The 23,462-nt window shown below is 45.5% G+C and carries 19 protein-coding genes; 10 read left to right on the top strand and 9 right to left on the bottom strand.

What is annotated here, in order from left to right:
- Window positions 1–36 precede the first annotated feature (36 nt).
- From RLN88_RS05200 to RLN88_RS05185, 4 genes are all read left to right on the top strand, one after another.
- Window positions 37–234: a cold-shock protein gene (locus tag RLN88_RS05200; protein ID WP_350220317.1), complete on the top strand. Its 198-nt coding sequence runs from the start codon at window positions 37–39 to the stop codon at window positions 232–234.
- A gap of 175 nt (window positions 235–409) precedes the next feature.
- On the top strand, window positions 410–3,172 hold the full coding sequence (gene polA, locus RLN88_RS05195) for a DNA polymerase I (protein ID WP_350220316.1): 2,763 nt from the start codon (window positions 410–412) through the stop codon (window positions 3,170–3,172).
- 9 nt (window positions 3,173–3,181) lie between these two features.
- Complete coding sequence (locus RLN88_RS05190; RefSeq protein WP_350220315.1) at window positions 3,182–4,132, top strand: threonine ammonia-lyase; 951 nt, start codon at window positions 3,182–3,184, stop codon at window positions 4,130–4,132.
- The gene (locus tag RLN88_RS05185) at window positions 4,132–5,010 is read left to right on the top strand and encodes a diacylglycerol/lipid kinase family protein (protein ID WP_350220314.1); all 879 of its coding nucleotides are present in this window, start codon (window positions 4,132–4,134) and stop codon (window positions 5,008–5,010) included. The genes RLN88_RS05190 and RLN88_RS05185 overlap by 1 nt, the downstream gene beginning before the upstream one ends.
- Here RLN88_RS05185 and lgt read toward each other — a convergent pair.
- Both lgt and RLN88_RS05175 read right to left on the bottom strand, forming a co-directional pair.
- Complete coding sequence (gene lgt, locus RLN88_RS05180; RefSeq protein WP_350220313.1) at window positions 5,000–5,779, bottom strand: prolipoprotein diacylglyceryl transferase; 780 nt, start codon at window positions 5,777–5,779, stop codon at window positions 5,000–5,002. The two genes, RLN88_RS05185 and lgt, sit on opposite strands and share 11 nt — an antisense overlap.
- Window positions 5,780–5,788: 9 nt before the next feature.
- Entirely contained in the window at window positions 5,789–6,271 is a 483-nt protein-coding gene (locus RLN88_RS05175; RefSeq protein ID WP_350220312.1) for a PaaI family thioesterase, read from the bottom strand.
- Window positions 6,272–6,346: 75 nt separating this feature from the next.
- Here RLN88_RS05175 and RLN88_RS05170 point away from each other — a divergent pair, with 75 nt between their 5' ends.
- Genes RLN88_RS05170 through RLN88_RS05160 form a run of 3 tightly spaced genes read left to right on the top strand, consistent with a single transcriptional unit; the run spans window position 6,347 to window position 7,882 of the window.
- A complete protein-coding gene (locus RLN88_RS05170; RefSeq protein WP_350220311.1) occupies window positions 6,347–6,640 on the top strand; it encodes a type II toxin-antitoxin system HigB family toxin in 294 nt (97 codons plus the stop codon).
- A gap of 2 nt (window positions 6,641–6,642) precedes the next feature.
- Window positions 6,643–6,993, top strand: coding sequence for a helix-turn-helix domain-containing protein (locus RLN88_RS05165; protein ID WP_350220310.1), 351 nt, complete (start codon window positions 6,643–6,645; stop codon window positions 6,991–6,993).
- Between the two features lie 4 nt (window positions 6,994–6,997).
- Window positions 6,998–7,882, top strand: a complete 885-nt coding sequence (locus tag RLN88_RS05160; protein ID WP_350220309.1) for an MBL fold metallo-hydrolase — start codon at window positions 6,998–7,000, stop codon at window positions 7,880–7,882.
- A gap of 46 nt (window positions 7,883–7,928) precedes the next feature.
- Here the strand turns inward: RLN88_RS05160 and RLN88_RS05155 are convergent, their stop codons facing one another.
- From RLN88_RS05155 to RLN88_RS05140, 4 genes are all read right to left on the bottom strand, one after another.
- On the bottom strand, window positions 7,929–9,431 hold the full coding sequence (locus RLN88_RS05155) for a RagB/SusD family nutrient uptake outer membrane protein (protein ID WP_350220308.1): 1,503 nt from the start codon (window positions 9,429–9,431) through the stop codon (window positions 7,929–7,931).
- Window positions 9,432–9,442: 11 nt separating this feature from the next.
- A complete protein-coding gene (locus RLN88_RS05150; protein WP_350220307.1) occupies window positions 9,443–12,499 on the bottom strand; it encodes a SusC/RagA family TonB-linked outer membrane protein in 3,057 nt (1,018 codons plus the stop codon).
- Between the two features lie 113 nt (window positions 12,500–12,612).
- Window positions 12,613–14,991: an ABC transporter permease gene (locus RLN88_RS05145; protein ID WP_350220306.1), complete on the bottom strand. Its 2,379-nt coding sequence runs from the start codon at window positions 14,989–14,991 to the stop codon at window positions 12,613–12,615.
- A 180-nt stretch (window positions 14,992–15,171) separates the two neighbouring features.
- Entirely contained in the window at window positions 15,172–15,525 is a 354-nt protein-coding gene (locus tag RLN88_RS05140) for a DoxX family protein (protein ID WP_350220305.1), read from the bottom strand.
- Between the two features lie 99 nt (window positions 15,526–15,624).
- Between RLN88_RS05140 and RLN88_RS05135 the strand changes: the two genes are divergently transcribed.
- Window positions 15,625–17,811, top strand: a complete 2,187-nt coding sequence (locus RLN88_RS05135) for an acylase (RefSeq protein ID WP_350220304.1) — start codon at window positions 15,625–15,627, stop codon at window positions 17,809–17,811.
- Window positions 17,812–17,852: 41 nt separating this feature from the next.
- On the opposite strand, the gene RLN88_RS05130 is transcribed toward RLN88_RS05135, so the two are convergent.
- Both RLN88_RS05130 and RLN88_RS05125 read right to left on the bottom strand, forming a co-directional pair.
- The gene (locus RLN88_RS05130; protein ID WP_350220303.1) at window positions 17,853–18,521 is read right to left on the bottom strand and encodes a hypothetical protein; all 669 of its coding nucleotides are present in this window, start codon (window positions 18,519–18,521) and stop codon (window positions 17,853–17,855) included.
- Between the two features lie 90 nt (window positions 18,522–18,611).
- On the bottom strand, window positions 18,612–20,273 hold the full coding sequence (locus RLN88_RS05125; RefSeq protein ID WP_350220302.1) for a glutamine--tRNA ligase/YqeY domain fusion protein: 1,662 nt from the start codon (window positions 20,271–20,273) through the stop codon (window positions 18,612–18,614).
- Between the two features lie 200 nt (window positions 20,274–20,473).
- Between RLN88_RS05125 and RLN88_RS05120 the strand changes: the two genes are divergently transcribed.
- Together RLN88_RS05120 and RLN88_RS05115 are read left to right on the top strand one after the other, a co-directional pair.
- A complete protein-coding gene (locus RLN88_RS05120; protein WP_350220301.1) occupies window positions 20,474–22,294 on the top strand; it encodes a sensor histidine kinase in 1,821 nt (606 codons plus the stop codon).
- On the top strand, window positions 22,291–22,899 hold the full coding sequence (locus RLN88_RS05115; protein WP_350220300.1) for a response regulator transcription factor: 609 nt from the start codon (window positions 22,291–22,293) through the stop codon (window positions 22,897–22,899). Before RLN88_RS05120 ends, RLN88_RS05115 begins: the two co-directional genes overlap by 4 nt.
- Here the strand turns inward: RLN88_RS05115 and RLN88_RS05110 are convergent.
- Window positions 22,886–23,383 (bottom strand): arsinothricin resistance N-acetyltransferase ArsN1 family B, encoded by a 498-nt coding sequence (locus RLN88_RS05110; RefSeq protein WP_350220299.1) that lies wholly within the window; start codon window positions 23,381–23,383, stop codon window positions 22,886–22,888. The genes RLN88_RS05115 and RLN88_RS05110 overlap by 14 nt on opposite strands.
- Window positions 23,384–23,462 lie beyond the last annotated feature (79 nt).

Raw genomic sequence — 23,462 nt, 5'->3', positions numbered from 1 at the left:
TGGGAATTTTTTAATAACAACAATAATATTATTACAATGCAAGAAGGAACTGTAAAGTTTTTCAACACTGAAAAAGGATTTGGATTTATCACTCCTGATAATTCAAGAGAAGACATTTTCGTACACTCAAGCGGTCTGATTGATGAGATCAGAGAAAATGACAAAGTGTCTTTCGAGACAGAAAGAGGTAAGAAAGGTATGAACGCAGTGAATGTTGAACTAATCGAAGATTAATTCATTTATTCACTGTCTTTAAGAACAGATTTAAAAGGTGGTTTTGCAATGCAGGGCCACCTTTTTTATTGAACGACTGCTTGGTCGGATGAGCCATATGACTATTCGTAACCGAATCCATGGATGTTGTAGCTGAAAAGGATGAACTAATTGACCAGTCTGCTAAATTTACCTCATGGCCGAAAAGAAACTCTTCCTACTCGATGCATTTGCCCTGATTTATCGTGCGCACTTTGCCATGAGCCAGAACCCCAGACTCACCACCAATGGCATCAATACCGGTGCGATTCTGGGATTTACCAACTCACTTCTGGAGATTATAACCAAAGAGAAACCCTCTCACATCGGGGTAGCATTCGATACCCATGCCCCCACTTTTCGTCACGAAGATTATGCTGAGTATAAAGCGACTCGGCAGGAGCAGCCGGAGGAAATCAAAGTAGCTATTCCTTATTGTAAGGATATTGTTCGAGGCTTCAACATTCCTATCCTCGAAATGGATGGATATGAGGCTGATGACCTGATCGGCACCATAGCCAAAAAGGCCAGCAAAGAGGGTTTTAAGGTGTACATGATGACGCCAGACAAGGACTTTGCTCAGCTGGTGGATGAAAACATTTTTCTCTTCAAACCCAGAAGAATGGGTAATGGTGTGGATATCATGGGCATACCTGAAGTGCTTGCCAAGTTCGACATTGACAAAGTGGATCAGGTGAGGGATGTGCTAGGCTTGAAAGGAGATTCAGTGGATAATATTCCAGGGATTCCGGGAATTGGTGACAAGACCGCTTCTAAACTACTGAAAGAATATGGCGATGTGGAAGGCATTGTGGCTCATGCAGACGAGTTGAAAGGAGCACTACAGCAACGGGTGCAGGAGCATGGGAAACAGGGCATCATGTCAAAAGAATTGGCTACCATCAAGATCGATTCCCCCATCGATTTTGATGAGGAAGGTTTGAGATACGGAGACCCAAACCCTGAAATACTGAAACCGATTTTTGATAAGCTGGAATTTAAAACCATAGCCCGAAGGGTCTTTGTGGAGGAGAACGAAATTAAAAGAGGAGAGACCCAGCAGTTAGGATTGTTTGATTCTGGGGGTACTGAATCGGTCACGTCCAATGACGGTAAGGAATCCATTGAAACGACCAATCATACCTATCACCTGGTGGAAACTGAGGCAGACATCCAAAGCCTGGTGAAGAAGCTGGAAGCTCAAAAATCGTTCTGCTTTGACACAGAAACTACCAGTCTCGAAACACGAGAGGCCGATCTTTTGGGGATTGCTTTTGCCATCAAAAAAGGAGAAGCATGGTATGTGCCTTGCAAGGATCAAGCTCAAAAAGTGTCCAATGCTTTCAAAGCCATTTTGGAGGATGAAAAGATTCAAAAGATCGGACAGAACCTGAAGTATGACATTCAGGTGATGCGCAACTACGACGTACATGTAAGAGGCCCAATCTTTGACACGATGCTGGCTCACTTCCTGCTCGATTCCGAATCCAACAACAGCATGGACTGGCTGGCAGATAAACTGCTTAACTATAAGACCATATCCTTTGAAGAACTGGTTGGGCCAAAAGGGAAAAGCCAGAAAACCATCGATCAGGTGGATGCAGAGAAAGTGAAAGATTACGCTTGCGAAGATGCGGACATCACACTACAATTAAAGGAACTGCTTGAAAAGAATGTAGATGAGCGGAAGCTTCAAAAATTGCTACACGAGGTAGAGGAACCACTCTCTTTTGTACTAGCCGATATGGAGTATGAAGGGGTTAAGGTAGACACCACTGCTCTCGAAAAGATGTCGAAGGAGCTGGATGACGAAACCCGTCGGGTACAGCAGGAGATCTTTGACATAGCGGGCATGGAATTCAACATTGGCTCACCGAAGCAACTTGGAGAAATCCTTTTTGATCAGCTCAAAATTGTAGACAAACCTAAGAAAACCAAGACTGGTCAGTATGCCACGGGAGAAGATATTCTTTCCAAGCTTGCAGATGAGCATGTCATTGCGGCCAAGATTTTGGAATTCCGGGAGTATCAAAAGCTGAAATCCACTTACGTGGATGCTTTGCCGAAGCTGATCAGTCCGGCTGACAATCGTATCCACACGGACTACCGGCAGACCGTGGCTTCTACCGGAAGGTTAAGCTCAAACAATCCCAACCTCCAAAACATCCCCATTCGCACGCAGAAAGGTCGAGAGATTCGTAAAGCCTTTGTGCCAAAAGATGATCATTACCTGATCATGGCAGCTGATTATTCGCAGATCGAACTTCGCATCATGGCTGCCTTTTCGAAAGATGCGAGCATGATGAATGCCTTTAAAGAAGGAAGGGATATTCATGCTACCACAGCAGCCAAAGTATTTGGGGTGGATGTAGACAATGTGGAACCCAATATGCGTCGGAAGGCCAAAGAGGTCAATTTTGGAATCATCTACGGGATCTCAGCGTATGGACTTTCTCAAAATCTGAATATTTCTCGTGGAGAGGCGCAGGAGATCATCGACTCCTATTTCAAGGAATTTCCGAATGTCAAAAAATACATGGATGCTACGATAGAAAAAGCGAAGAAGGATGAGTACGTGGAGACCATATTGGGACGAAGGAGATACCTGAGAAACATCAACTCCCGAAACTTTACCATGCGGGGGTTTGATGAGCGAAACGCCATCAACGCCCCAATTCAGGGGAGCGCCGCAGATATCATCAAGATTGCGATGATCAATATTCATAAATGGATGAAAGAAGAAAGAATGAACTCCAAAATGATCATGCAGGTGCATGACGAATTGGTATTCGATATGCACAAAGACGAGCATGAGATATTGGTTTCTAAAGTCGAAGATTTTATGAAAAACGCCTATCCGCTGGAAGTGCCCATGGAAATTGGAATTGGGATCGGTGAAAACTGGCTGGAGGCGCATTAAATTTGACACATGCTTACATCACCACCATCCTTTTCGGACATCAAGCGCGCACATCAGCGCATCTCTGAATACATCATTCAAACTCCTGTAATGACATCCAAGAACATCGACGAGATTGCCGGGTGTGAATTGTTTTTTAAGTGTGAAAACTTTCAGAAAGTTGGTGCTTTCAAAATGCGTGGGGCAGCCAATGCCATCTTCAGCTTTACCCCTGAGGAAAGGGTTAATGGATTTGCTTGTCATTCCTCTGGGAACCATGGTCAGGCGGTGGCGCTTGCAGCCAAATTGGCGGGCGCAAAAGCATACGTGGTGATGCCAAAGAATGCTTCGAAAGTAAAAATAGATGCGGTGAAGGGCTATGATGCAGAGGTGATTTTTTGTGAACCCAATGATCAATCCCGAACCCAGGCCTGCGAAGATGTAATCAGTAGGACTGGAGCCACTTTGATTCATCCGTTCAACGACTACAACATTATTGCCGGCCAGGCCACAGCAGCGAAAGAACTCATCGAATCTGTAGAAGATCTGGATTGTATCATTGCTCCGGTGGGTGGTGGAGGCTTGGCTGCTGGCACCTGCCTGATTGCACATCACCTCGATCCCAATATGGAGGTGTACCTGGGAGAGCCGGTGGCCGTGGATGACGCCTATCAGTCGCTGAAAGCTGGCAAGATCATACCCAACCAATCATTTGATACAATTGCCGACGGGCTGAAAACCACGGTTGGAGAAAAGACTTTTGAAATCCTCAAAGAACATGTGAAGGAGGTATTCACTGTGACCGAACAAGAAATCATTGATGCAATGAAGCTGATCTGGGAGCGAATGAAGATTGTGATCGAGCCTTCCTGTGCCGTTCCTTTTGCGGCGATTTTGAAAAATCCTAAGGTATTTAATGGCAAGCGGGTGGGAGTGATCCTGACAGGTGGAAATGTAGACCTCTCCAAATTGCCTTTCTGATGGCCAGAAAGATTTTCGTTATCTGGAATCCGTTTGCTGGTGGCAAAGCAATGAAGATTTGCAGAGCCCTTTCTGAGCGACTCAACAGTGATGGGATAGCCTACCAGGTGTTTGATACCAGCGAAAGCAAAAGCGCTACTACAACCCTCTCCGAATTTTTGGATGCCTCGTTTACCGACCTCATTATCATAGGAGGAGACGGCACCATCAATGAGGCAATAAACGGGTTGAAGTATAACATCCCGATTTCAATTTTGCCAGCGGGTACAGGAGACGATTTCATCAAGAATGTGAATATTGGAAAATCCCTCAATGACAGAATAGAGACCGCTATCAATGGAAGAATTCATCCCATTGATCTGGGACAGTGCAACGATCGCAAGTTTGTAAATGGTGTAGGTATTGGCTTTGATGGGCAGATTGTGGAGGATATGGCTTCCAAACGAGTGCCCTTGCTCAAAGGACATGCGGCCTATTATTATCATGTGCTCAGAATTCTGGGAGGATACAAGGAGCGTCCGTTTCAGTATTCTATTGATGGGGAAAAGCGGGAGAAAGACCTGATCCTGCTCACCGTGGGAAACGGAACCACATTTGGAGGAGGGTTTAAGCTGATGCCGGAAGCGAAAATCGACGATGGTTTATTGGAAGTTTGTGAGATTGGAAAAATCTCAGGCATTCGAAGGTTTATGAATATTCACAAGCTTTCCGGAGGCACACATGATACACTGAAAGAAGTGGGATTTCACAAAGCAAAGTCTATCCGAATTGAATCCAATAATCGGTTGTTTGCTCACATCGATGGAGAGCGCATGGGTCAGCCCCCGTTTGAGATTAGGGTTTTGCTAGGAGCGTTGAAACTTCGAGTTAGCTCTTAAACTCAGCCTTCTTCTTAAATCTCAGATACATCCATACCGTCACGGCGATAACTATAAGACTGATAAACTGTGAATGGGAAAGTACTCCGTCAATGATGTATCCTCTTTCTTCATCGCCCCGGAAAAACTCGATGATGCCCCGCCCAAAAGCATATAGGATGATGTAAACGAAAAACAATTGCCCTTCAAAACGATGGTGCCGCTTCAGCATCATCAATATGATCAGGATGGACAGGATCATCCCGGCGGAATATAGCTGAGTAGGGTGAAGGGCTGTATTTAGTGGCTCAGCCTGCGAAATGGGGTTGGTAAAAGTAACTCCCCAGGGCATGTCAGTAGGCACACCATAACAGCACCCTGCAAAGAAGCATCCAAGCCTACCTATCCCATGAATAATGCATATGGTAATCGCCAATCGATCCATCATTGGCCACAAAGGCCACTTTTCTTTTCGGAAATACCAGATGGTCAGGGGAACTGCAAAAAGTAGCGAACCGTAGAAAACGAACCCCGTTCGGAAATTTTTTTTCATACTCGCCCATGAACTCAAGTAATAAGACGGATCCTCAAAATAGAAAAACAGCTTGCCACCGACAAAGGCTGCAATGATGATCAAAATTGCCAGGGTTTGAATTTTTTCCCTTTCAATATTCAGGTCTTTTTTAGCCGAATATGTCAAATAAAAAAAACCAAGTGTAGCTCCAATCATGATCATGAAGCCATAGGTATGAATGGTGAAATCACCGATAGAAAACAGCTCTGGATGCATGAAATAAAATTAGCTTTTAAAAACGGTTTCCTTGCCTTCGCTGCTATCAAAAACACGGATGGCAACAACATCAGCCTCTGCTGTTTTCTCCCCTTCTGCTGAGTAGAAGTCACATTTTAAGACGGTTTTTCTTCCTTTCACTTCAATCACCCTGGCTCGAAGCTCCACCTCCGTGTTGGGTGTAGGTTTCAGGTATCTTACGGTAAGTGTACCTGTGGCGTACCGATATTCCGGGTCGGTATCTAGGGAGCGATTTTCCCGCTGGTAGGCATCCGCCATAGCTGTACCCATACAGTGACAATCAATCAGGGTAGCCATAATCCCACCATTCATCAGGTTGCTCCACCCATGATACTTCTCCTCCGATGACCACCGGCACACAGATTCCTCGCCCTCCAAATAGCTCTTAATTTGCAGACCCTCGTGATTGTGTCCGCAACCAAAGCATACGTTTTCGGGCATATGATCCTGAAAGTATTTCGACTCGTTCATAGTGAGCAAAGATGAGTTTTTTTGACATATCAAATAATTTGTTACCAATTTGGTAATTTTTGATACCTTTGATGAATGAGGGTAATTGCCAAAAAGATTCTGAGGGATTTTTGGGCCAGACACGAGGACGCAGAGCAAGCTTTAAAAACCTGGTACAGGGAAGCGTCAAAAGCAGATTGGAAAAATCCAAATGAGGTAAAGAACCAATACATCAAGGCAAGTATTCTTAAAAACAACAGGGTAGTGTTTAACATATGTGGAAATAGCTACAGGCTAATTGTTAAAATCAATTATGATCGTTCCTGGGTATTTGTACGCTTTATCGGGACACATTCAGAATACGATAATGTAGATGTAGGAAATATATAACTATGAAAGTACTTAAGACAGAAAATGAATATTTGGAAGCACTCGATCAACTGGGGAGCTTATTTGATGCTCCGGAAAATTCAGAGGAAGGAGAGAAAGCAGAGCTACTAGTGATCCTGATCGAGGATTATGAAGACAGGCACCATCCAATTGATCCACCTGACCCCATAGAAGCGATAAAATTTAGGATGGAACAATCTGGAATGAAGAACAAAGACCTTGCTCAGGTCATTGGCTATAGGAGCCGTGTTTCAGAGGTTCTCACCAGAAAGCGGAAGCTCACATTGAACATGATCCGAAACCTGCATGAGAAGATGAATATTCCCTATGAATCATTAATGACTGAATATTAAAACTATGTACCAGACCATCGACCTGCATTTTCAAAATTATGATCATGCCATTGCTGCATTCCTTATTGAAACGAATGATGGCCCTGTATTAATAGAGTCTGGGCCATACAGCACCTTCCCAAGCCTGGAGAAGGGCCTGGATAAGCTTGGCTACCAGCCGAAGGATATAAAGCACCTACTCCTTTCTCATATTCACTTCGATCATGCAGGGGCGGCCTGGGCATTCGCTGAGCTTGGAGCCACTGTTTATTTGCACCCTTTTGGTTACGATCACATGCATGACCCCAGCAAGCTGGTGGCATCTGCTACTATGATCTACGGGGATCAGATGGACTCCCTTTGGGGAAGGATGGAGGGCATCCCCAAAAAGAACCTGAAGATCATGGAGCATGATGAGGTGGTGGAAATCGGCGGACAGAGCTTTCGGGCATTGCACACTCCAGGGCATGCGAAACATCATCTTGCCTGGCACTGGAAAGACGCCATTTTCACGGGGGATGTGGCAGGAGTAAAAATAGAAGGTGGTCCGGTGGTGCCGCCCTGCCCACCACCAGACATTAACTTGGAAGATTGGATGTACTCCATTGACCTGGTGCTTTCGAAAAACCCCAATCGGTTGGTGCTGACTCATTATGGGGAGGAGCACAACCCCAACATCCACATGAAGGAGCTGAAGGGGATTTTGATTGACTGGGCCCAGTGGATAAAAGCCAGGTGGGAGGAGGGTCTCAGCAATGAGGAAATCACCCCCCTTTTCATGGACTATACGGCCAGTCAGCTTCGGGATCGTGGGGTTTCCGAGGAGGGGATCAAAAAATATGAAGCTGCCAACCCATCCTGGATGAGTGTATCCGGTCTGGTGAGGTACTGGAAGAAAAAGCAGACATAAAAAGATCCCGGAGGAGCCCGGGATCTTTATTATCAGCTCTTAAATCTTAATCACACAAACCTGGACTTGCGTCGCATTCGGCTTGCGGGATGGGGAGGATGAGCGATGGATCTAGTGGACTCAGAAAAGAAATGCCGAAAACTCTTCTTCCATTCGCTTCCAGTCTTTTAAGATCGTGGAAGTATATCCCTTCGAATATTAACTCCCGGTTTCTTTCAACGATCAAACTGTCATAGAATTCATCCGCAGTGAGTGTGTCAAGCAGCGCAGGCAATCCAGCCCTTGTTCTTATCGCATTTAAATCAGCCAGAGGTGTGCCTGTTACGGGTGATGCAAAACCACCATCTTCCAGGGCAGCTTCTGCCCGGGATAGTAGTAATTCAGCAAGCCTGATCACTGGGATATTCGCTTCTGACCGTTTAAATTTCGCTGTGCTGGTTGCTAGTGTGTTGATGACATCATTGTAATATGCGGCAGTCGGCTCTATATCCGATGAGGTGGAGGTTACCTCAAGGTCGTCTTGGAGTGTATACCTATCATCAGCCGAATAGAAGAGTGGGCTATTTTCTACATTATTTCCCAAGACCTCATAGTTTATATTCAGCGCTGCGAACCCAATGTCTGGCAAAGACCCAAGATGTGCTGTCAGGCCGGTTCTGGTGGCAATATTTCCAGAAGTTGATTCGCTATTTTGCTGAACAACAAAAACATCTTCTGTTGAAATGGACGTGTTATTGAAGGCTCCCATGGCAGTTGCAGATAGCGTATATTGAGGGACAACCTGATTGAGGTAGCCAAGTGCTGTGTTGAAGTCATTTTGCTGCATGGCGATTCGTGCAAGAAATGCCCGGCATACATCAACATTAATCCTGGTTCTGTCGAGAGTGACACCACCAAGCAAGGCTTCAGCACCTTCCAGGTCTGTAATAGCTCTTGTATAAACATCGATGACGGTGGCTTGTGTCAGGTCAGGCAGATCATTCACATCATTGACCGGCTCCAATAAGATTGGCACTGCAGGGCTATTAAGTGTTGAGGCCTCATATTGAGGAGCCCAAAAGCGAACTAATTCAAAGTATATCATGCCGCGAATGGCGAGTGCTTCACCCTCTATCCGCTCCCGTAAATCAGCATTGTCGATGTTGGAAATGTTTGTAAGTATTCCATTGACAATGTTGATGGTTTCATATGCCCGTCTCCAGTTGGACTCCACAGTTAAATTGATATCCAAAACATCTTTATCCATGAAGTCCTGATAGTTGGGAGCTTCGCTGGAGCGCCAGAAGAAAAGGGAATTCTTTTGCCTGGACAGGAGTGTGCCCATTAGTTGAAACCCTCCCCCATAGAGTTCTCCTCCGTCTACCCCATCATAGATTCCTCCGAGATTTACATATGCTCCATTGAGTGCATCTTCAAAGTTTTGATCTGTCACAAACACATTTCCGCTCAGTGAATTCTCAGCTTCCACATCGAGCAGATCATTGCATCCCAGGATAAATAGCACCGGGATCGAAAGTATGATTGATTTATATATCGTTGTAAGTTTCATCTTCTCTGATTTTATAGTCCTATTTTGATTCCGGTCATGATAATTCTTGGCTGTGGGGTATTGAAATTGTCTACACCACGGCTGATGTTCTGGCCAATGATTCCGTCCAAAGGATCAAAGTAACTGACGTCCGGATCATAGCCTATGTAGTCAGTGAAAGTGAGTAGGTTGGTTGCCGAAACATAAATGCTCATATTCCGAAGACCTCCCAAGCTGCCTAGCACACTCTCCGGGAAATTATATGTCAGAGTGATATTCTTTAGTCTCACATAATCGCCGCTAGACAGCCATCGACTACTCGACAATGGGAAGTTATTGGCTGGATCCAACTTCGGAATATTTGTGACATCTCCGGGAGCATACCAGCGATTCACCTGATCCTGCGATTGTCCCAGATTTAAAATTCCACTGTTTGATAAGAACTCTCCGGTTTGGAAGTAGAGATCAACTCCCATCACAAACTGGAACATGAATGAAAACTCGAAATTTTTGTAAGCCACCGAGTTGGTCAGACCTCCGAACAAGTCCGGGTTTGGATCACCCACCACCATGCGAGGAGCTTCACTCCAGTTATCGGTAGTTAGCTCGCCTTCTTCATCCAGAGCATATAGAGCATTTCCTGTATCAGGGTCTACTCCAACAAATTTTTTCATGTAGAAAACCCCAGCTGACTGTCCTTCCAAGAAGGCATTTACACCTACGATTGCTTGTTGATTATTGAGCTCTGTAATGGTGTTCTTGTTGGACGACAGGTTCAGGTCGGTAGTCCATGAGAAATCGGAAGTCTGAACGTTCGTACTGCTCAGGTTGATTTCAAATCCCTTATTTTCCATCTCACCTATGTTGTCGAAAATGGTGGAGAAACCTGAAGTAAGGGAAACCGGAACCGGGAACAACAGGTCAGAAGTCGTTTTAATGTAATAGTCAAATGAACCCGTGATTCGGCTGTTCATGATCCCAAAGTCCAGCCCTACGTTGAATTGAGAAGTAGTTTCCCACTTCAAATTTTCATTGGCGAGGTTGGCTGGCTCCAGCGTAGCTTCTACACCATATCGTGTTGAACGGTAATAGTTTTGACGATACAGGAAATCGTCCGTTGGTGTATTCCCCACCAGTCCGTAGCTGGCCCTCAATTTTAAAAGATCAACAGTGCTTACGTTGAAGAATGGGGCATTGTTCAATTTCCAACCGGCTGAAACAGCGGGGAAGAAGCCATATCGATTTGCTTCACTGAATTTTGAGCTTCCATCCATTCGTCCACTCACCTGAAAGTCAAATTGATCGCCTAATGAATAGCTCACTCGGGTGTAGGCGGAAACGAATGCAAAAGCACTTCCGGGAATGGCTGCATCGCGAGGGAAGAAGCTATCCGAAAAAGTAAAGGTGGCTTTGGAATCCTGATAAGACCCTCCCAAAATGACAGAGAGCTTGTCGCTACCGGAAACATCCGTCGTGTAGGTAGCCCATCCATTAAAGATTTTGTTGGTTACATTTTCATCACTCACCCTGGTTCTCCCATTTCCTGTGCCTGCACCTTCCTGGGTTTGTGGTCCCTGGAAAAGGTCGGTTTCGTATTTGGCAAGATCAATTCCACCATTCACATCAAAGGAAAGCTTATCATTTACCTGATAGGTGAAGCCTAAGCCTCCCAGAACACTATTGTTGCTTGCCACATTGGAAGAATAATTCACCTCCGTCAGTGGGTTGTACTCCAGGCTCCTTACATCAATTTGATAATTGTTGTTTGGATCATAGGTGTCTGAGGCTGGCAGCACAATAGCTTGAAGAGGAAATCCCAAATCCTGATTTTCAGGAAGACGATTATCCTTGGTGTAGATGTAGTTTAAGTTGAGGTTGGCCGAAAGCTTATCTGTGATTTTGCTATCCAGTGAAAGCGACCCATTGAATCTGTCGAATTTATTTCCAATTAGTATTCCTTCCTGAGTAGAGTAGCCTGCTGAAGCAAAGTACCCTAGCTGCTCGCTTCCTCCCTGGAAATCCACGTTTGCCCTGTGAGAAGTTCCCTGTCGGAACACTTCATTTTGCCAGTTGGTACTTCCACTTGCTCTGAGTTGATTATAAAATCCAGGGATATTGAAAGTAATTGGAGGAGCGGAAGTGAAGAAAGTAGATACAAAAGTTACTTCGTCCACACCTGAATTATAGAGGGCCTCCAATGTAGCCCGATCTATGTTATCATACGTCTGACCATCGGCAATAAGGTCAATTTCCTCATAACCTCTCCCCTCTATCACAAAGTCTTCGTACCCTCGAAGGATGTACTCAAACGTTTGAAGCAGGTTTTCGTCCCCATTCTGGATGTCCAGTTTCTTGGGCGTTTCGCTTACGCCAAACTGGTAGTCTACATTCACCTGCATTTTCCCGGATCCGCCATCTTTAGTTGTGATGATGATTACACCATTTGCAGCTCGTGTTCCATAGATTGCTGTTGCAGAGGCATCCTTTAATATTTCAATCGAAGCAATATTGCTGGGGTTGATGTTCGATTGGTTTTGGGAAGTCAAAGGCACTCCGTCCACTACGTAAAGTGGTTGGTTCGAAGCGGATAGTGAAGAACCTCCCCTAATTCTCACCTGAGTTGGTTGCCCAAGTGTACCACTGGAGTTTTGGACGAAAAGTCCGGCTGTTACACCTTGGTTGGCTTGCTCCAGGTTGATGAGTGGGGCAGGGCTCACATCCTCTGCGGAAATGCTGGAGACACTGCTTGTGAGCTCATCTTTGCTCTGAGACCCAATCCCCGTATTCACCACATTTCCTTTCGAGGAGGATTTCATGGAGATGTTGAGGCTCGTGTGTCCGGTTAGGTAGATTTTCTGCGGGCTGAATCCCTCCGCTGAGATGACCAGTGTTTCATAGCCGTCGGTCAGTTGGATGGAGAATGCTCCGGTTGCATCGGTCAGGGCGGAAATAGAGGTGCCTTCTATCTGTACGGTTGCACCAGCAATTCCTTTATTACCCGCATCGGTGACAGTGCCGCGCAGTGTGACCTGGGCCGAAAGGGAAAAGGCCATATACATGGCCACCAGGCAGGTTAGGTAGTGTTTCATAAGTGGTAGTTGATAATACGATCCTAAAAATAGGCAGATTCATTCTTAGCAAAACCAAAAAAGGGCAGGAATCGATGATTCTGCCCTTTGGTTCGATCTTAATTGCCGAAAATTTACTCGTATCTTAGAGATGTAGCCGGGTTGCGGGTGGCTGTGCGCAGGATCCGTGCTGAGGCAATGGACACAGCGATGACCATGAGTAGAACAAATGGCACCAGCACCGTGAAGACACTAATGGCCTGATAAACTGCAAAAATGGATGCCATCAAAGCATCTATGGCAAAGTAGGAAAGTAATGACCCAATTAGCGCAAACACCAGCAGCAGCCAGAAAAATTGCCCATTCATCATGACCAAAATCTGGTTGATGGTGGCACCCAGTACTTTTCTCACACCGATCTCTTTCACGCGCTTAATGATGTTCAAAGAAACAAGGGTGTATAGCCCAATGGATGATAGGATAAGTGCGAGCGCTCCCAGGAACTGGAACATGATCTTGATATTCTTGTTCACAATATCCATCCCTGCCAGGCCTTCCTCCACAAATTGGCTATTAAACGGTGTATTGGGAGCGATTTCATACCACTTGGCTTCCATTTCCTCCCGGAAAGCCAACGGACTCATGCTGCTTTTGGCCACTACGAAATTCATTTCATCCTTGCCAGCAAGCCGAAAACCAGCAGGCTCCACTGGGTCAAAAAAGCCATACATGTAGAAGTCTTCCAATACACCAACTACCGTAAGGCGTGTACTATCGTCAATTTGTATCCTTTGCCCCACAGGGTCTTCCCAGCCAAATTCCTTCGCCAGTGTTTCATTCACAATGATCGAGTTCTCCCGCTCAAAGTCATAAGTATCAGCGTCGAAGTACCGTCCTTCGGCTATCTGAAGGTTCATGAGGTCTTTATATTCAATGGTAAAGTTCATCATGTCTGCCTCTACCTCTGTCTCACCTGAACGGAGCGTCCTTCCATAGGTCCAATAGCCCACATGATGGGTCGTTCCTGCCACTTCTTCCACCTCTGGCATCTGCTTCACCAGGTTGCTGTATCGCTCATACTCCGACTGGTTTTCTACCCGAACGGCCAGAATGTTTTCTTTATCAAACCCCAGGTCGTAGTTGGCCTGGTAGTCTGCATTACTGGCGAATGCCAATGCGGAAATCAATGCAATGATGGTCAGCATGTACTGAAAGCCAAGGAGCGTTTTCGAAAACCAGTTGGTGCCTCCGAGGGTCAGGCTTCCTCTCAGGATATTTACCGGCTGGTATGCACTGATATAAAGCGATGGATAAGCACCTGCAATGATTGAGGTAATGACCAGCAATCCGATAAGAAAAAAGTAGATTTCACTGTCGGATGAAAGGTTTAGCTCCAGATTGATGAAATCCCACATGGCGCTATAAGCCGGTACCAGAAATGACGCAACCCCCAATGCAACCAGAAGGGAGAAGAATGAAAGAATCAAATTCTCTCCCATAAACTGGAAGATCAGCTGTCGTCGATCACTACCCATCACCTTCCGGATGCCTATTTCCTTCAGTCGCTTGCTGGAGATAGCAATGCTTGTATTCGTGAAATTGAAACATGCAATTAGCAACATCAATGAAGCCATAATCATTGGCACCATGATCGCTGGCGGTGGAGGGGGCTCGCTCAGCCAGTTGGATCGGATGGACTCTGCAACCTTACCCAGGTTTGTCAGCTGCACCAGGTAATAGGATGAAATTTGAAAATCATCCCGTGCTTCATTTTGGATGGCGATGTAGTTGCTGTTCACATCGTCCAGCAGATTTTGAGGATAACCTGTTGATTCTGTCATCACGAAAGTGGCAGAAACAAATGAGCCCCAGTCAGCATCGTTTGTTTCCCGAATCTTATGGTAATTGTCAAAATGCGAGATGGCGCTAAAGTGAATCGAGGAGTTTTGCGGGATGGCCTGAAGCACCCCTCCCACCGTCATTGGATATTGATCTCCTTCTTCCGTGATGATCGTAATAATTTCCCCGGTCGGGTCTACATTCTCTCCAAAGTAACTGTTGGCCGCATTCTCGCTAAGGATGATTTTGCTCCGATCCAGAAAGGCACTTTTGTTACCGTATTTGAATGGGAAGGTAAACATCTCGAAGAAGTCGTCTTCAGCAAATCCGATATTCTGATTAAAAACCTTCAGTTCTTTTTTGAGTACCAGTCCAGAGGAGACATAGCGTGAATAGTGCGTGACACCCGAGATCTTGTCTTCGATATTGTGACCCAGAGGCAAAGGCGTGATACCGTAAGGCACATTCCTGCCCTGCACGTCTTTGTTGAGATGGACTTTGTAGATCCGCTCATGATTTTCGTGGTTTTTGTCAAAATCTGCGGCATACTTCCAGTTGAGGTAGCCAACGATGCAGCAGGCGAGCGATAGCCCCATTCCTGTTAGATTGATGAATACGTACGATTTGTTCTTGAGAAAATTTCGTACGGTGATTTTGAAGAAGTTGCGTAGCATAAGTCTTTTGAGTTAGTGTTTCTGATCAGACCAAGAGCGTGCCACAGCGCATAACTAACTGATTTTTTGGTGTTTAAGAACCTATTTTAAAAAGGTGATAGTTCGAAAACGAACATTTAATTGGTCAGTTTTACCCTGCGACCTGATGAAATGATTCGGATTTACGCGAAAGGTTGCTTTTTAGGTGAAAGAATATGCCCACCAGATAAGTACAAACTGAAGTGGAAGACGGAGTGCGAGCACCCAAACCATCTTCTTTTTTCGCCAACCCTTCATGAAGTGATAGATATTGGCCGGAAACACCGCAATCAGTAAAGCGATTACGCCCCATGCGGCTATTGCTGTGTAGGCCGGGATCAAAAGGAGGATTCCGAGAATGATTTCTGCTATGCCACTGATCCAGTTTATCAGCCTCTTGTTTCCAAGAAAAGGCGGAATGATCTTTTCGTAAAATCTAGGGATGACAAAATGATTAATTCCGGCGAGGATGTAAAGGATCGCCATGATCCAGAGGCTGATGGTTTGGATAGACATAAATGGAAAGATAGGAAGTAAACCGATTACTCGAAGTAATCGGTTTACTAATCCTGATTGGATATATTTGATAACCATCAAAATTCAACCATTTAACCCATGAATCGAATTCTTATTCTTTTACTTCTCACCACCTTTGCCTGCACTCCGAAAACCTCTGATCAGGTAGAAAAATGGGAAAGCAGGGCCGAAAATGTCACCATCATACGGGATGATTTTGGCGTTCCTCACATCTATGGCAAAACCGACGCGGATGCAGTTTTTGGGCTGCTCTATGCGCAGTGCGAGGATGACTTCCGTCGGGTGGAGCGAAACTTCACCTGGGCCATTGGTCGGCTGGCAGAGACAGAAGGAGAAGAGGCACTCTACAGCGATCTGCGGGCGCGGCTGTTCATGACGGAGGAGGAAGCAAAATCAACGTATGCCTCAACTCCGGATTGGTTGAAGGAGCTGTGTAAAGCCTGGGCCGATGGCATCAACTATTACCTGCATACCCATCCCGAAGTAGAGCCGAAAGCCATCAAAAAGTATGAGCCGTGGATGACCATGTATTTTACCGAAGGTTCCATCGGAGGAGATATTGAGCGCATTTCTACCAGAAAAATTCAAGCATTTTATGAAAGTATGTCCCCCTCTGGAGGGGGTGAAGGGGGAGGATTCTCACAAGTTTTGCTTAATTCTCAAGACTATGTTCAGGAACCTCAAGGCTCCAATGGTTTTGCCATCTCAGGTGACCTGACAGAATCCGGCAATGCCATGCTGTTGATCAATCCGCATACGTCATTTTATTTCCGTGGAGAAGTACACATGGTAAGTGAAGAGGGATTGAATGCCTACGGAGCTGTGACCTGGGGTCAGTTTTTTGTGTACCAGGGCTTCAATGAAAATACGGGCTGGATGCACACGTCTACCGGAACGGACATCATCGACGAATTTCAGGAAACGATCATCGAAAAAGATGATGGATTGTATTATCAATATGGAGAGGAGGAGCGAAAGCTTGAGGTCAGGGAGGTGAAGTTGAAATACAGGGATGGGGATGTATTGAAAGAGAAAACCTTCCCTATTTATCGTACCCATCACGGCCCGATCACCCATGAAGAAGGTGGCAAGTGGACCGCCACTGCATTGATGTGGAAGCCTGTAGATGCACTCACACAATCATATACTCGCACCAAAAAGAAAAATCTGGAAGAATTTCACCAGATGATGAACATTCGCACCAACTCATCCAACAATACAGTCTTCGCTGATTCCGAAGGTAACATCGCCTATTACCACGGCAATTTTATCCCGAGGCGGGATGTACAGTTCGATTATTCACAGCCGGTGGATGGGAGTAACCCGGCGACTGACTGGCAGGGACTACATGAATTGGACGAGACCATCATTGTTACAAACCCTTCGAATGGCTGGATACAGAACTGTAACTCTACACCATTCACAGCTGCTGCTGAGAATAGTCCAAGACCAGAAGATTACCCTTATTACATGGCCTCTTTTCCAGAGAATTTCAGAGGGGTAAATGCGATTAGTTTGCTATCCGAGGCGAATAACCTCTCACTGGATGGCCTGATTTCGTTGGCCTATAATCCATACCTTCCTGCGTTTGAGAAGGTAATCCCGGGATTGATAGCAGCATACGAAAATTCCAATCAAGACAAGACCATTTGGGATGCGATGGAAATTCTAAAGGTCTGGGACTTTACCACTGGTGTAGATTCCAAGGCGATGAGTCTGGCGCATTTCTATGGAATGAACCTGCATAGGCATGCTGAGGCATCTGAGGGATTACAGGGGATAGATCGGTTCCATTATTTTGGTACGAACCTACCTGAAGCAGAGCGTTTGCGCATTTTTAAAATTGCCATGGATGAAATGGATCAGCGATATGGAACGTGGATCATCCCTTGGGGAGAAATCAATCGCTTCCAGCGACTGTCGGGAGCTATTGATGCATCGTTTGATGACAGTGCACCAAGTATCCCTGTTGGGTATACCACTGCATGGTGGGGACATCTGGCAGCCTATGGCATGAGAGGTCAGCATGAGGTGAATAAGATCTATGGTACCCGGGGCAACAGCTTTGTGGCGGCTGTAGAGTTTGGTGATAAAGTGAAAGCCAAAACCATTTTGGCCGGTGGACAAAGCAGCGACCCGAACTCACCACACTTTGATGATCAGGCGGAGATGTATGCCCGAGGAGAGTTCAAAGAGGCGGCCTTCTATCGTGAAGATATAGAGGCCAGGGCAGAGGAAAGGTATAAGCCAGGGAAAAGAAAATAAAAAAGGCTCCCTTAGGGAGCCTTTAAAGAGACTTTAGCTGGTTAGTTTTTTGTTCCGGAAAAAGTCCCCGAATCTCCTAAGTTGTTAATGAAAGTCCCACTGATTGTAGTGCCGGAAACAGTACCTGAGATAGAAGCGATAGTGCCATCGTCAAAGAACATGTTGAAAGAAATTGTTCCCGTAGGGGTCACAAATCCGTTGATGCTGGTTTGCTCACCATCTTCAGTATAAACGCCGGTAATTTTTCCTTGAGCAATAGAAATAGTGAATGATCCAATCACCGTGCTGCCGATGGAAGCAGAGCCTGAGTACGATCCATCAAATGAATTGTGAGTTCCGGTTCCTGCTATTGATCCTGAAAATCCATCAGTGTCTGTCCATGATCCACTCACAATCCCAGTTGGGGAAATTGTTAAGTCGATGGTCACCACATATCCAAACCCATCATCAATGCTGAAACTCACAAAGCCTCCTTCTGCCACGGTGGTATTGAAGCTGATAGACTCAAACCCATCGCTGTAGCTCCCCACTACCTGTCCATTCGTAATGGTGAGCGAATAATTTCCTAATTGAGAACTGCCTGAATAAACAGTTCCGAAATACAGTCCGTCATACTCAGTGGAAACGGAAGGCTCATCATCACCACCGCATGATACTAAAGTGAATGCTGCCAGGAAGATGAATGAAAATTTTAAGATTGTATTTTTCATGTTTTTCTTTTTAAACAAAAGAAGTCCTAGGGGCAATAAGATGAAATACCTATTGGTAGGTATAATTGGGGTTTTAGGCAAGAAAGAATCTTACTTAGCCCAGTTATCCCTCAACGTAATCGTTCGGTTGAAAACCAGATGATCGGGCTTGGAGTCCTCATCCACCCGGAAATAGCCGATCCGTTCGAACTGCATCTGGTCACCTATTTTAGCATCTTTCAACGATGGCTCAAGTACCGCTTCCGTATTGATATCGAGGGAATCAGGATTCAGATGGTTCTTGAAGTCATCTTCGATTGTGTTCAGATTTTCTGTTTTGAACAGACGATCATAGAGACGAATTTCAGCCTTTACCGCATGAGGTACGGACACCCAGCCGAGAGTTCCCTTCACCTTTTTGCCGCTGGTGTCCTGGCCACTTTTTGTCTCAGGATCATACTCGGCATAAAGCTCTTTGATGCTTCCGTCCTCAGCTTTTTTGTACCCCGTGCATTTGATGATGTAGGCAAATTTCAACCGAACCTCCCGATCCGGGCCTAATCGGTACCATTTTTTGGGACTTGGCGGATCCTCCATGAAGTCAGATTGATCTACATAGATTTCCCTGGTGAAGGGCATCTCCCGGGTTCCGGCAGATGCATCTTCAGGATTGTTCACTGCTGTCAGCATTTCCGTTTTGTCTTCCGGCCAGTTGGTGATGATCACCTTTAGGGGGTTCATGATTCCAAATACCCGATTGGTGGTGGCGTTGAGGTCTTCCCTTACTGCATGCTCCAGCAGGGCAATGTCAGTGATGCCATTTCTTCTTGCCACGCCGATGGTGTCGGCAAACTTCCGAATGGAAGCGGCTGTAAATCCTCTTCTTCGGATTCCTGAGATGGTAGGCATACGAGGGTCGTCCCAGCCATTCACATGACCCAACTCCACCAGCTCTCTAAGTGATCGCTTGCTCACGATGGTGTATCCAAGATTAAGTCGGGCAAATTCGGTCTGTTTCGATGGATAGATTTCCAGTTCTTTGATCAGCCACTCATACAAAGGGCGATGCACTTCGAATTCCAGCGTACAAAGTGAGTGAGTAATTCCCTCTATCGAATCCGACTGACCATGGGCGAAATCATAGGTCGGGTAGATGCACCATTTGTCTCCGGTGCGGTGGTGAGGCATGTGCTTGATCCGGTATAGGATTGGATCACGCATATGCATGTTTGGCGAACTCAGGTCAATTTTTGCCCGGAGAACTCGCTCACCATTTTTAAATTCCCCCTCTTTCATTCGTTTGAACAAATCGAGGTTTTCATCGATGGATCGGTCTCTAAACGGACTTGGCTTACCTGGCTGGGTAGGAGTGCCTTTGAGTTTGTTGAATTCTTCCTGAGAGAGGTCGTCTACATAAGCTGAACCTTTTTTGATGAGCTTATTCGCCATTTCATAGAGCTGGTCAAAGTAATCCGAGGCATAAAACTCCCGATCTTCCCAATCAAACCCCAACCATTTAATGTTTGATTTGATGGAATCTACATATTCGGTTTCTTCCTTTTCAGGGTTGGTATCATCAAAGCGGAGGTTACATTTTCCACCATACTTTTCTGCCAGTCCGAAATTGAGGCAGATGGACTTGGCGTGACCGATATGCAAATAGCCATTCGGTTCTGGAGGAAAGCGTGTCACGATTGAATCGTGCTTACCCACTTTCAGATCTTTCTCGATCATTTGCTCAATAAAATTCAACGGTTTTTTAGCCTCGTCCATAAATTCAGATTAGGCTGCAAAACTAATTTGAAAAATCACAGAACCATATTCAATTGGGAAGTCAACTTAGATTTCTAAATCTTACGAAGCAGTTTTTTGGATAATACCTACTCTCAGGTATTTCGAATGATGCAGTAAGTGAGCACTTTTGATCGGTGGTAAAGCAGTTGGCCATATTATTTATTCTGCTTGGTGTGAAAATGGATTGCAAGGCAATACCATCGGACACACTATTTGTAAGCGGACCAAACCTGGAGTCCGTTGCAAGGCACGCCACTTATTGGATTGATAAGAGTGAAACAAAGCGCTTTTCCAACGTGGTGGAGGCGCTGGAGTCAAACCTTTTTCGAAAATGGGAAGCCGATGAAAATCTAAACCTGGGACTCAATCCCTATCCTCTTTGGATTCACCTGGTGGTGAAAAACGCCTCGGATAAAACGGAAGATTACTGGTGGAGCCTCTATTCGCATGCCGATACGGTGATTTTGTATCGAAAAATGAATACTTCCTGGGTGCCGACAGATACGGCAGTATACAAACTTCCTTTGAGGGAACGACCAGTGCCCACCCGGTTTTTGGCCACAGAGATTAGGCTGGCTCCCAATGAAACTGCCGATCTACTCCTAAAGGTTCGAAACCTGAAAAGCCCCCAGCATGCCTTTACTGACTTCACCACCCCTGCTCATAATTTGCTTTGGGAGAAGAAATTTTATTGGTCTATAGGGTTTATCGTTGGCGCAATTCTGCTTCTCTGCATTTTCAATCTGGTTTTGGGTGTGATTACCTCCCAAAGGATTTTCTATTTGCTTTCCATTTATCTGGCCACTGTGGCCATCGTGGTTCTCAAGGAGGAGCTGCTGGTTGTGTTTTTCCCAGGACCAGCCTCCTTTTCTTTTCTCACCAGACTACCCGTCATCAGCCTCACCCTGATTGGTTGCGGTCTGCACTACCTGGTGATTAGCTATGCTCTTGAGAATCCAAAAGGTCGAATCATTCGGGCGTTTAGTTTGGTAAATAAAGTTGGCCTGGCGTTTGGTATCATTGTCACGGTTTTTCTTTTTCTATTTCCCGGCCTCACGGTCGAAGATGCCATTTATGTTTTCTGCTGGCATGCATCCGTGGTGATGATCATTGCCCTCATGATCACGCTTTTTGCACTAGTTATTTTTAAGATCCAAAAACCGATTGAGGCGCTTTTGCTCGTTCCACTTGCGTTGTTTCTGGTCTACTTCAACGCCGCAGGCTATGTCCTTAATTACGAGGGCATACTGACCTACTATGAAATCACCTATCCAAATTACTTTTTCTGGGCAGTCTGTGCAGAGTTTACGGCTTACGGCTTTCTGCTGGCGTGGAGGTACCGAAAAGCGCTGAACAAAGGCCATGCGTTTGAGCAGGAGCGCTCCCAGCATCAGAAGGAGCTTTTCCAAAGGGAAATTGAGACACAGGAAAAAGAACGAATGCAGATAGCCCGGGACATCCATGATGATCTGGGGGCTACTGTGAGCGCAATCAAGCTGATCATTACAAATAGCTATACTCATGACGAGCATCTGGTGAGAATTGTGAACAAGGCAAGCAACGACCTTCGGTATTTTCTGGGAAATCTGTCCGTCACGAATATTTTGGAGGATGGTCTTTTCAATGCGGTGAAGCAGCGCATAACAGAGGTCAATGACCTCCAGGTGATACGGTTCAACATTTTGACTCAGGGAGATGAACAACTCATTTCAAAGGAGCTGTCTCTGGCTACTTATCGGATTGTCTCAGAGTTGACTACCAATATCCTTAAGCACTCGAAGGGAACAACAGCCACCATTCAATTGCTGGTAGATGACGAGCAATTTCAAATCATTGCAGAGGACAATGGGCTGGGCTTTGATGTGGACGGAAAGCACAGGGGAATGGGACTGACTAACATAAAAATTCGGGTGGAGCGATTTGATGGAACCGTCCACATCGTCTCTGATAAAAGATCCGGAACTACCACCATCATAAACATTCCAATTAACCACCTATGAGCAAGATTACATTTACTATTGTTGACGATCACCGCCTGTTTGCAGATGGGCTGGCTCGCATCCTTCAGGAGACCGGATTGTTCGAAATGCTGAAAGTTTATAATTCCGGTAGTGAATTTCTGGAGGAACTGGGGAAGGTGGCTACTGACCTTTTCATGATCGATATCCAGCTGGGTGAGCTGAGCGGACTGGATTTATGTACAAAAATCAAGGAGGTCTTCCCAGGATCTAAAGTGATTTTGATTTCCATGATAGAGGCACCTCACCTGATTCGTTTGGGCATGAAAAACAAGGCTGATGGCTTCATCCCGAAAACCACGGATGCATCCATTTTGAAAGAAATGGTCTCCCGTATTTGTGGTGGGGAAAAGGTATTTGTAGACAAGTCTTCTTCGCCGGAGGATTCGAATAAGATCAACTTACTGACAGAGCGGGAAATGGAGATTATTCATTTGGTAAAATCCGGTAAAAGCACCAGGGTTATAGCAGAGGAGCTTTTTCTGAGTGAGTTTACCGTGGAAACCCACCGAAAAAATATCCTAAAAAAGCTGAATCTGTCGTCAGCTAATGAGCTCATAGCATATGCTTATGCTAATCATTTGTGAGGATCAGCTCCCAGTACCCCACATCTATCCAGCGGTCAAACTTGAAGCCTGTCTCTTTGAAATGGGCCACTTTCTGAAAGCCCAGGGATTCATGAAGCTTCACGCTAGATTCATTGGGTAAGGAAATGCCGCCGATCACAGCATGATACCCCTCACCTTGAAGCTGCCTGATCAGCTCCTGATACAAGTGCTTTCCATAACCCTTGCCAGCACAGTCTTTGTCCAGATAGACACTGATCTCCACCGTATTTTCATAGGCTTTTCTAGGCTTCCACTGGGTGGCATAGGCATAGCCCACCACAACTCCACTTTCCTCTTTCACCAGCCAGGGCAAAGCAAACTCATTCTGCACCTTTCGAATTCTGCTCAGCATCTCCGGCACATCGATCGGTTCAGTTTCAAAGGTGGCATGTGAGTGGAGAATGTAATGATTGTAAATGGTGGCGATAGCCTTAGCATCTTCAGTTGTGGCGGGCCGTATCATTGGATAATTCTAAGAGAAAGTTTCATCAGGTAAGTCTAAACGAATCAAAAATTAAATTTTTTAAAGCACTCTTCAAATT

It is taken from the genome of Ekhidna sp., assembly GCF_040223195.1.
Lineage (GTDB): Bacteria > Bacteroidota > Bacteroidia > Cytophagales > Cyclobacteriaceae > Ekhidna.
Note: the sequence above shows the minus strand (reverse complement) of the source record. Positions and strands in the feature narration are given on the sequence as shown.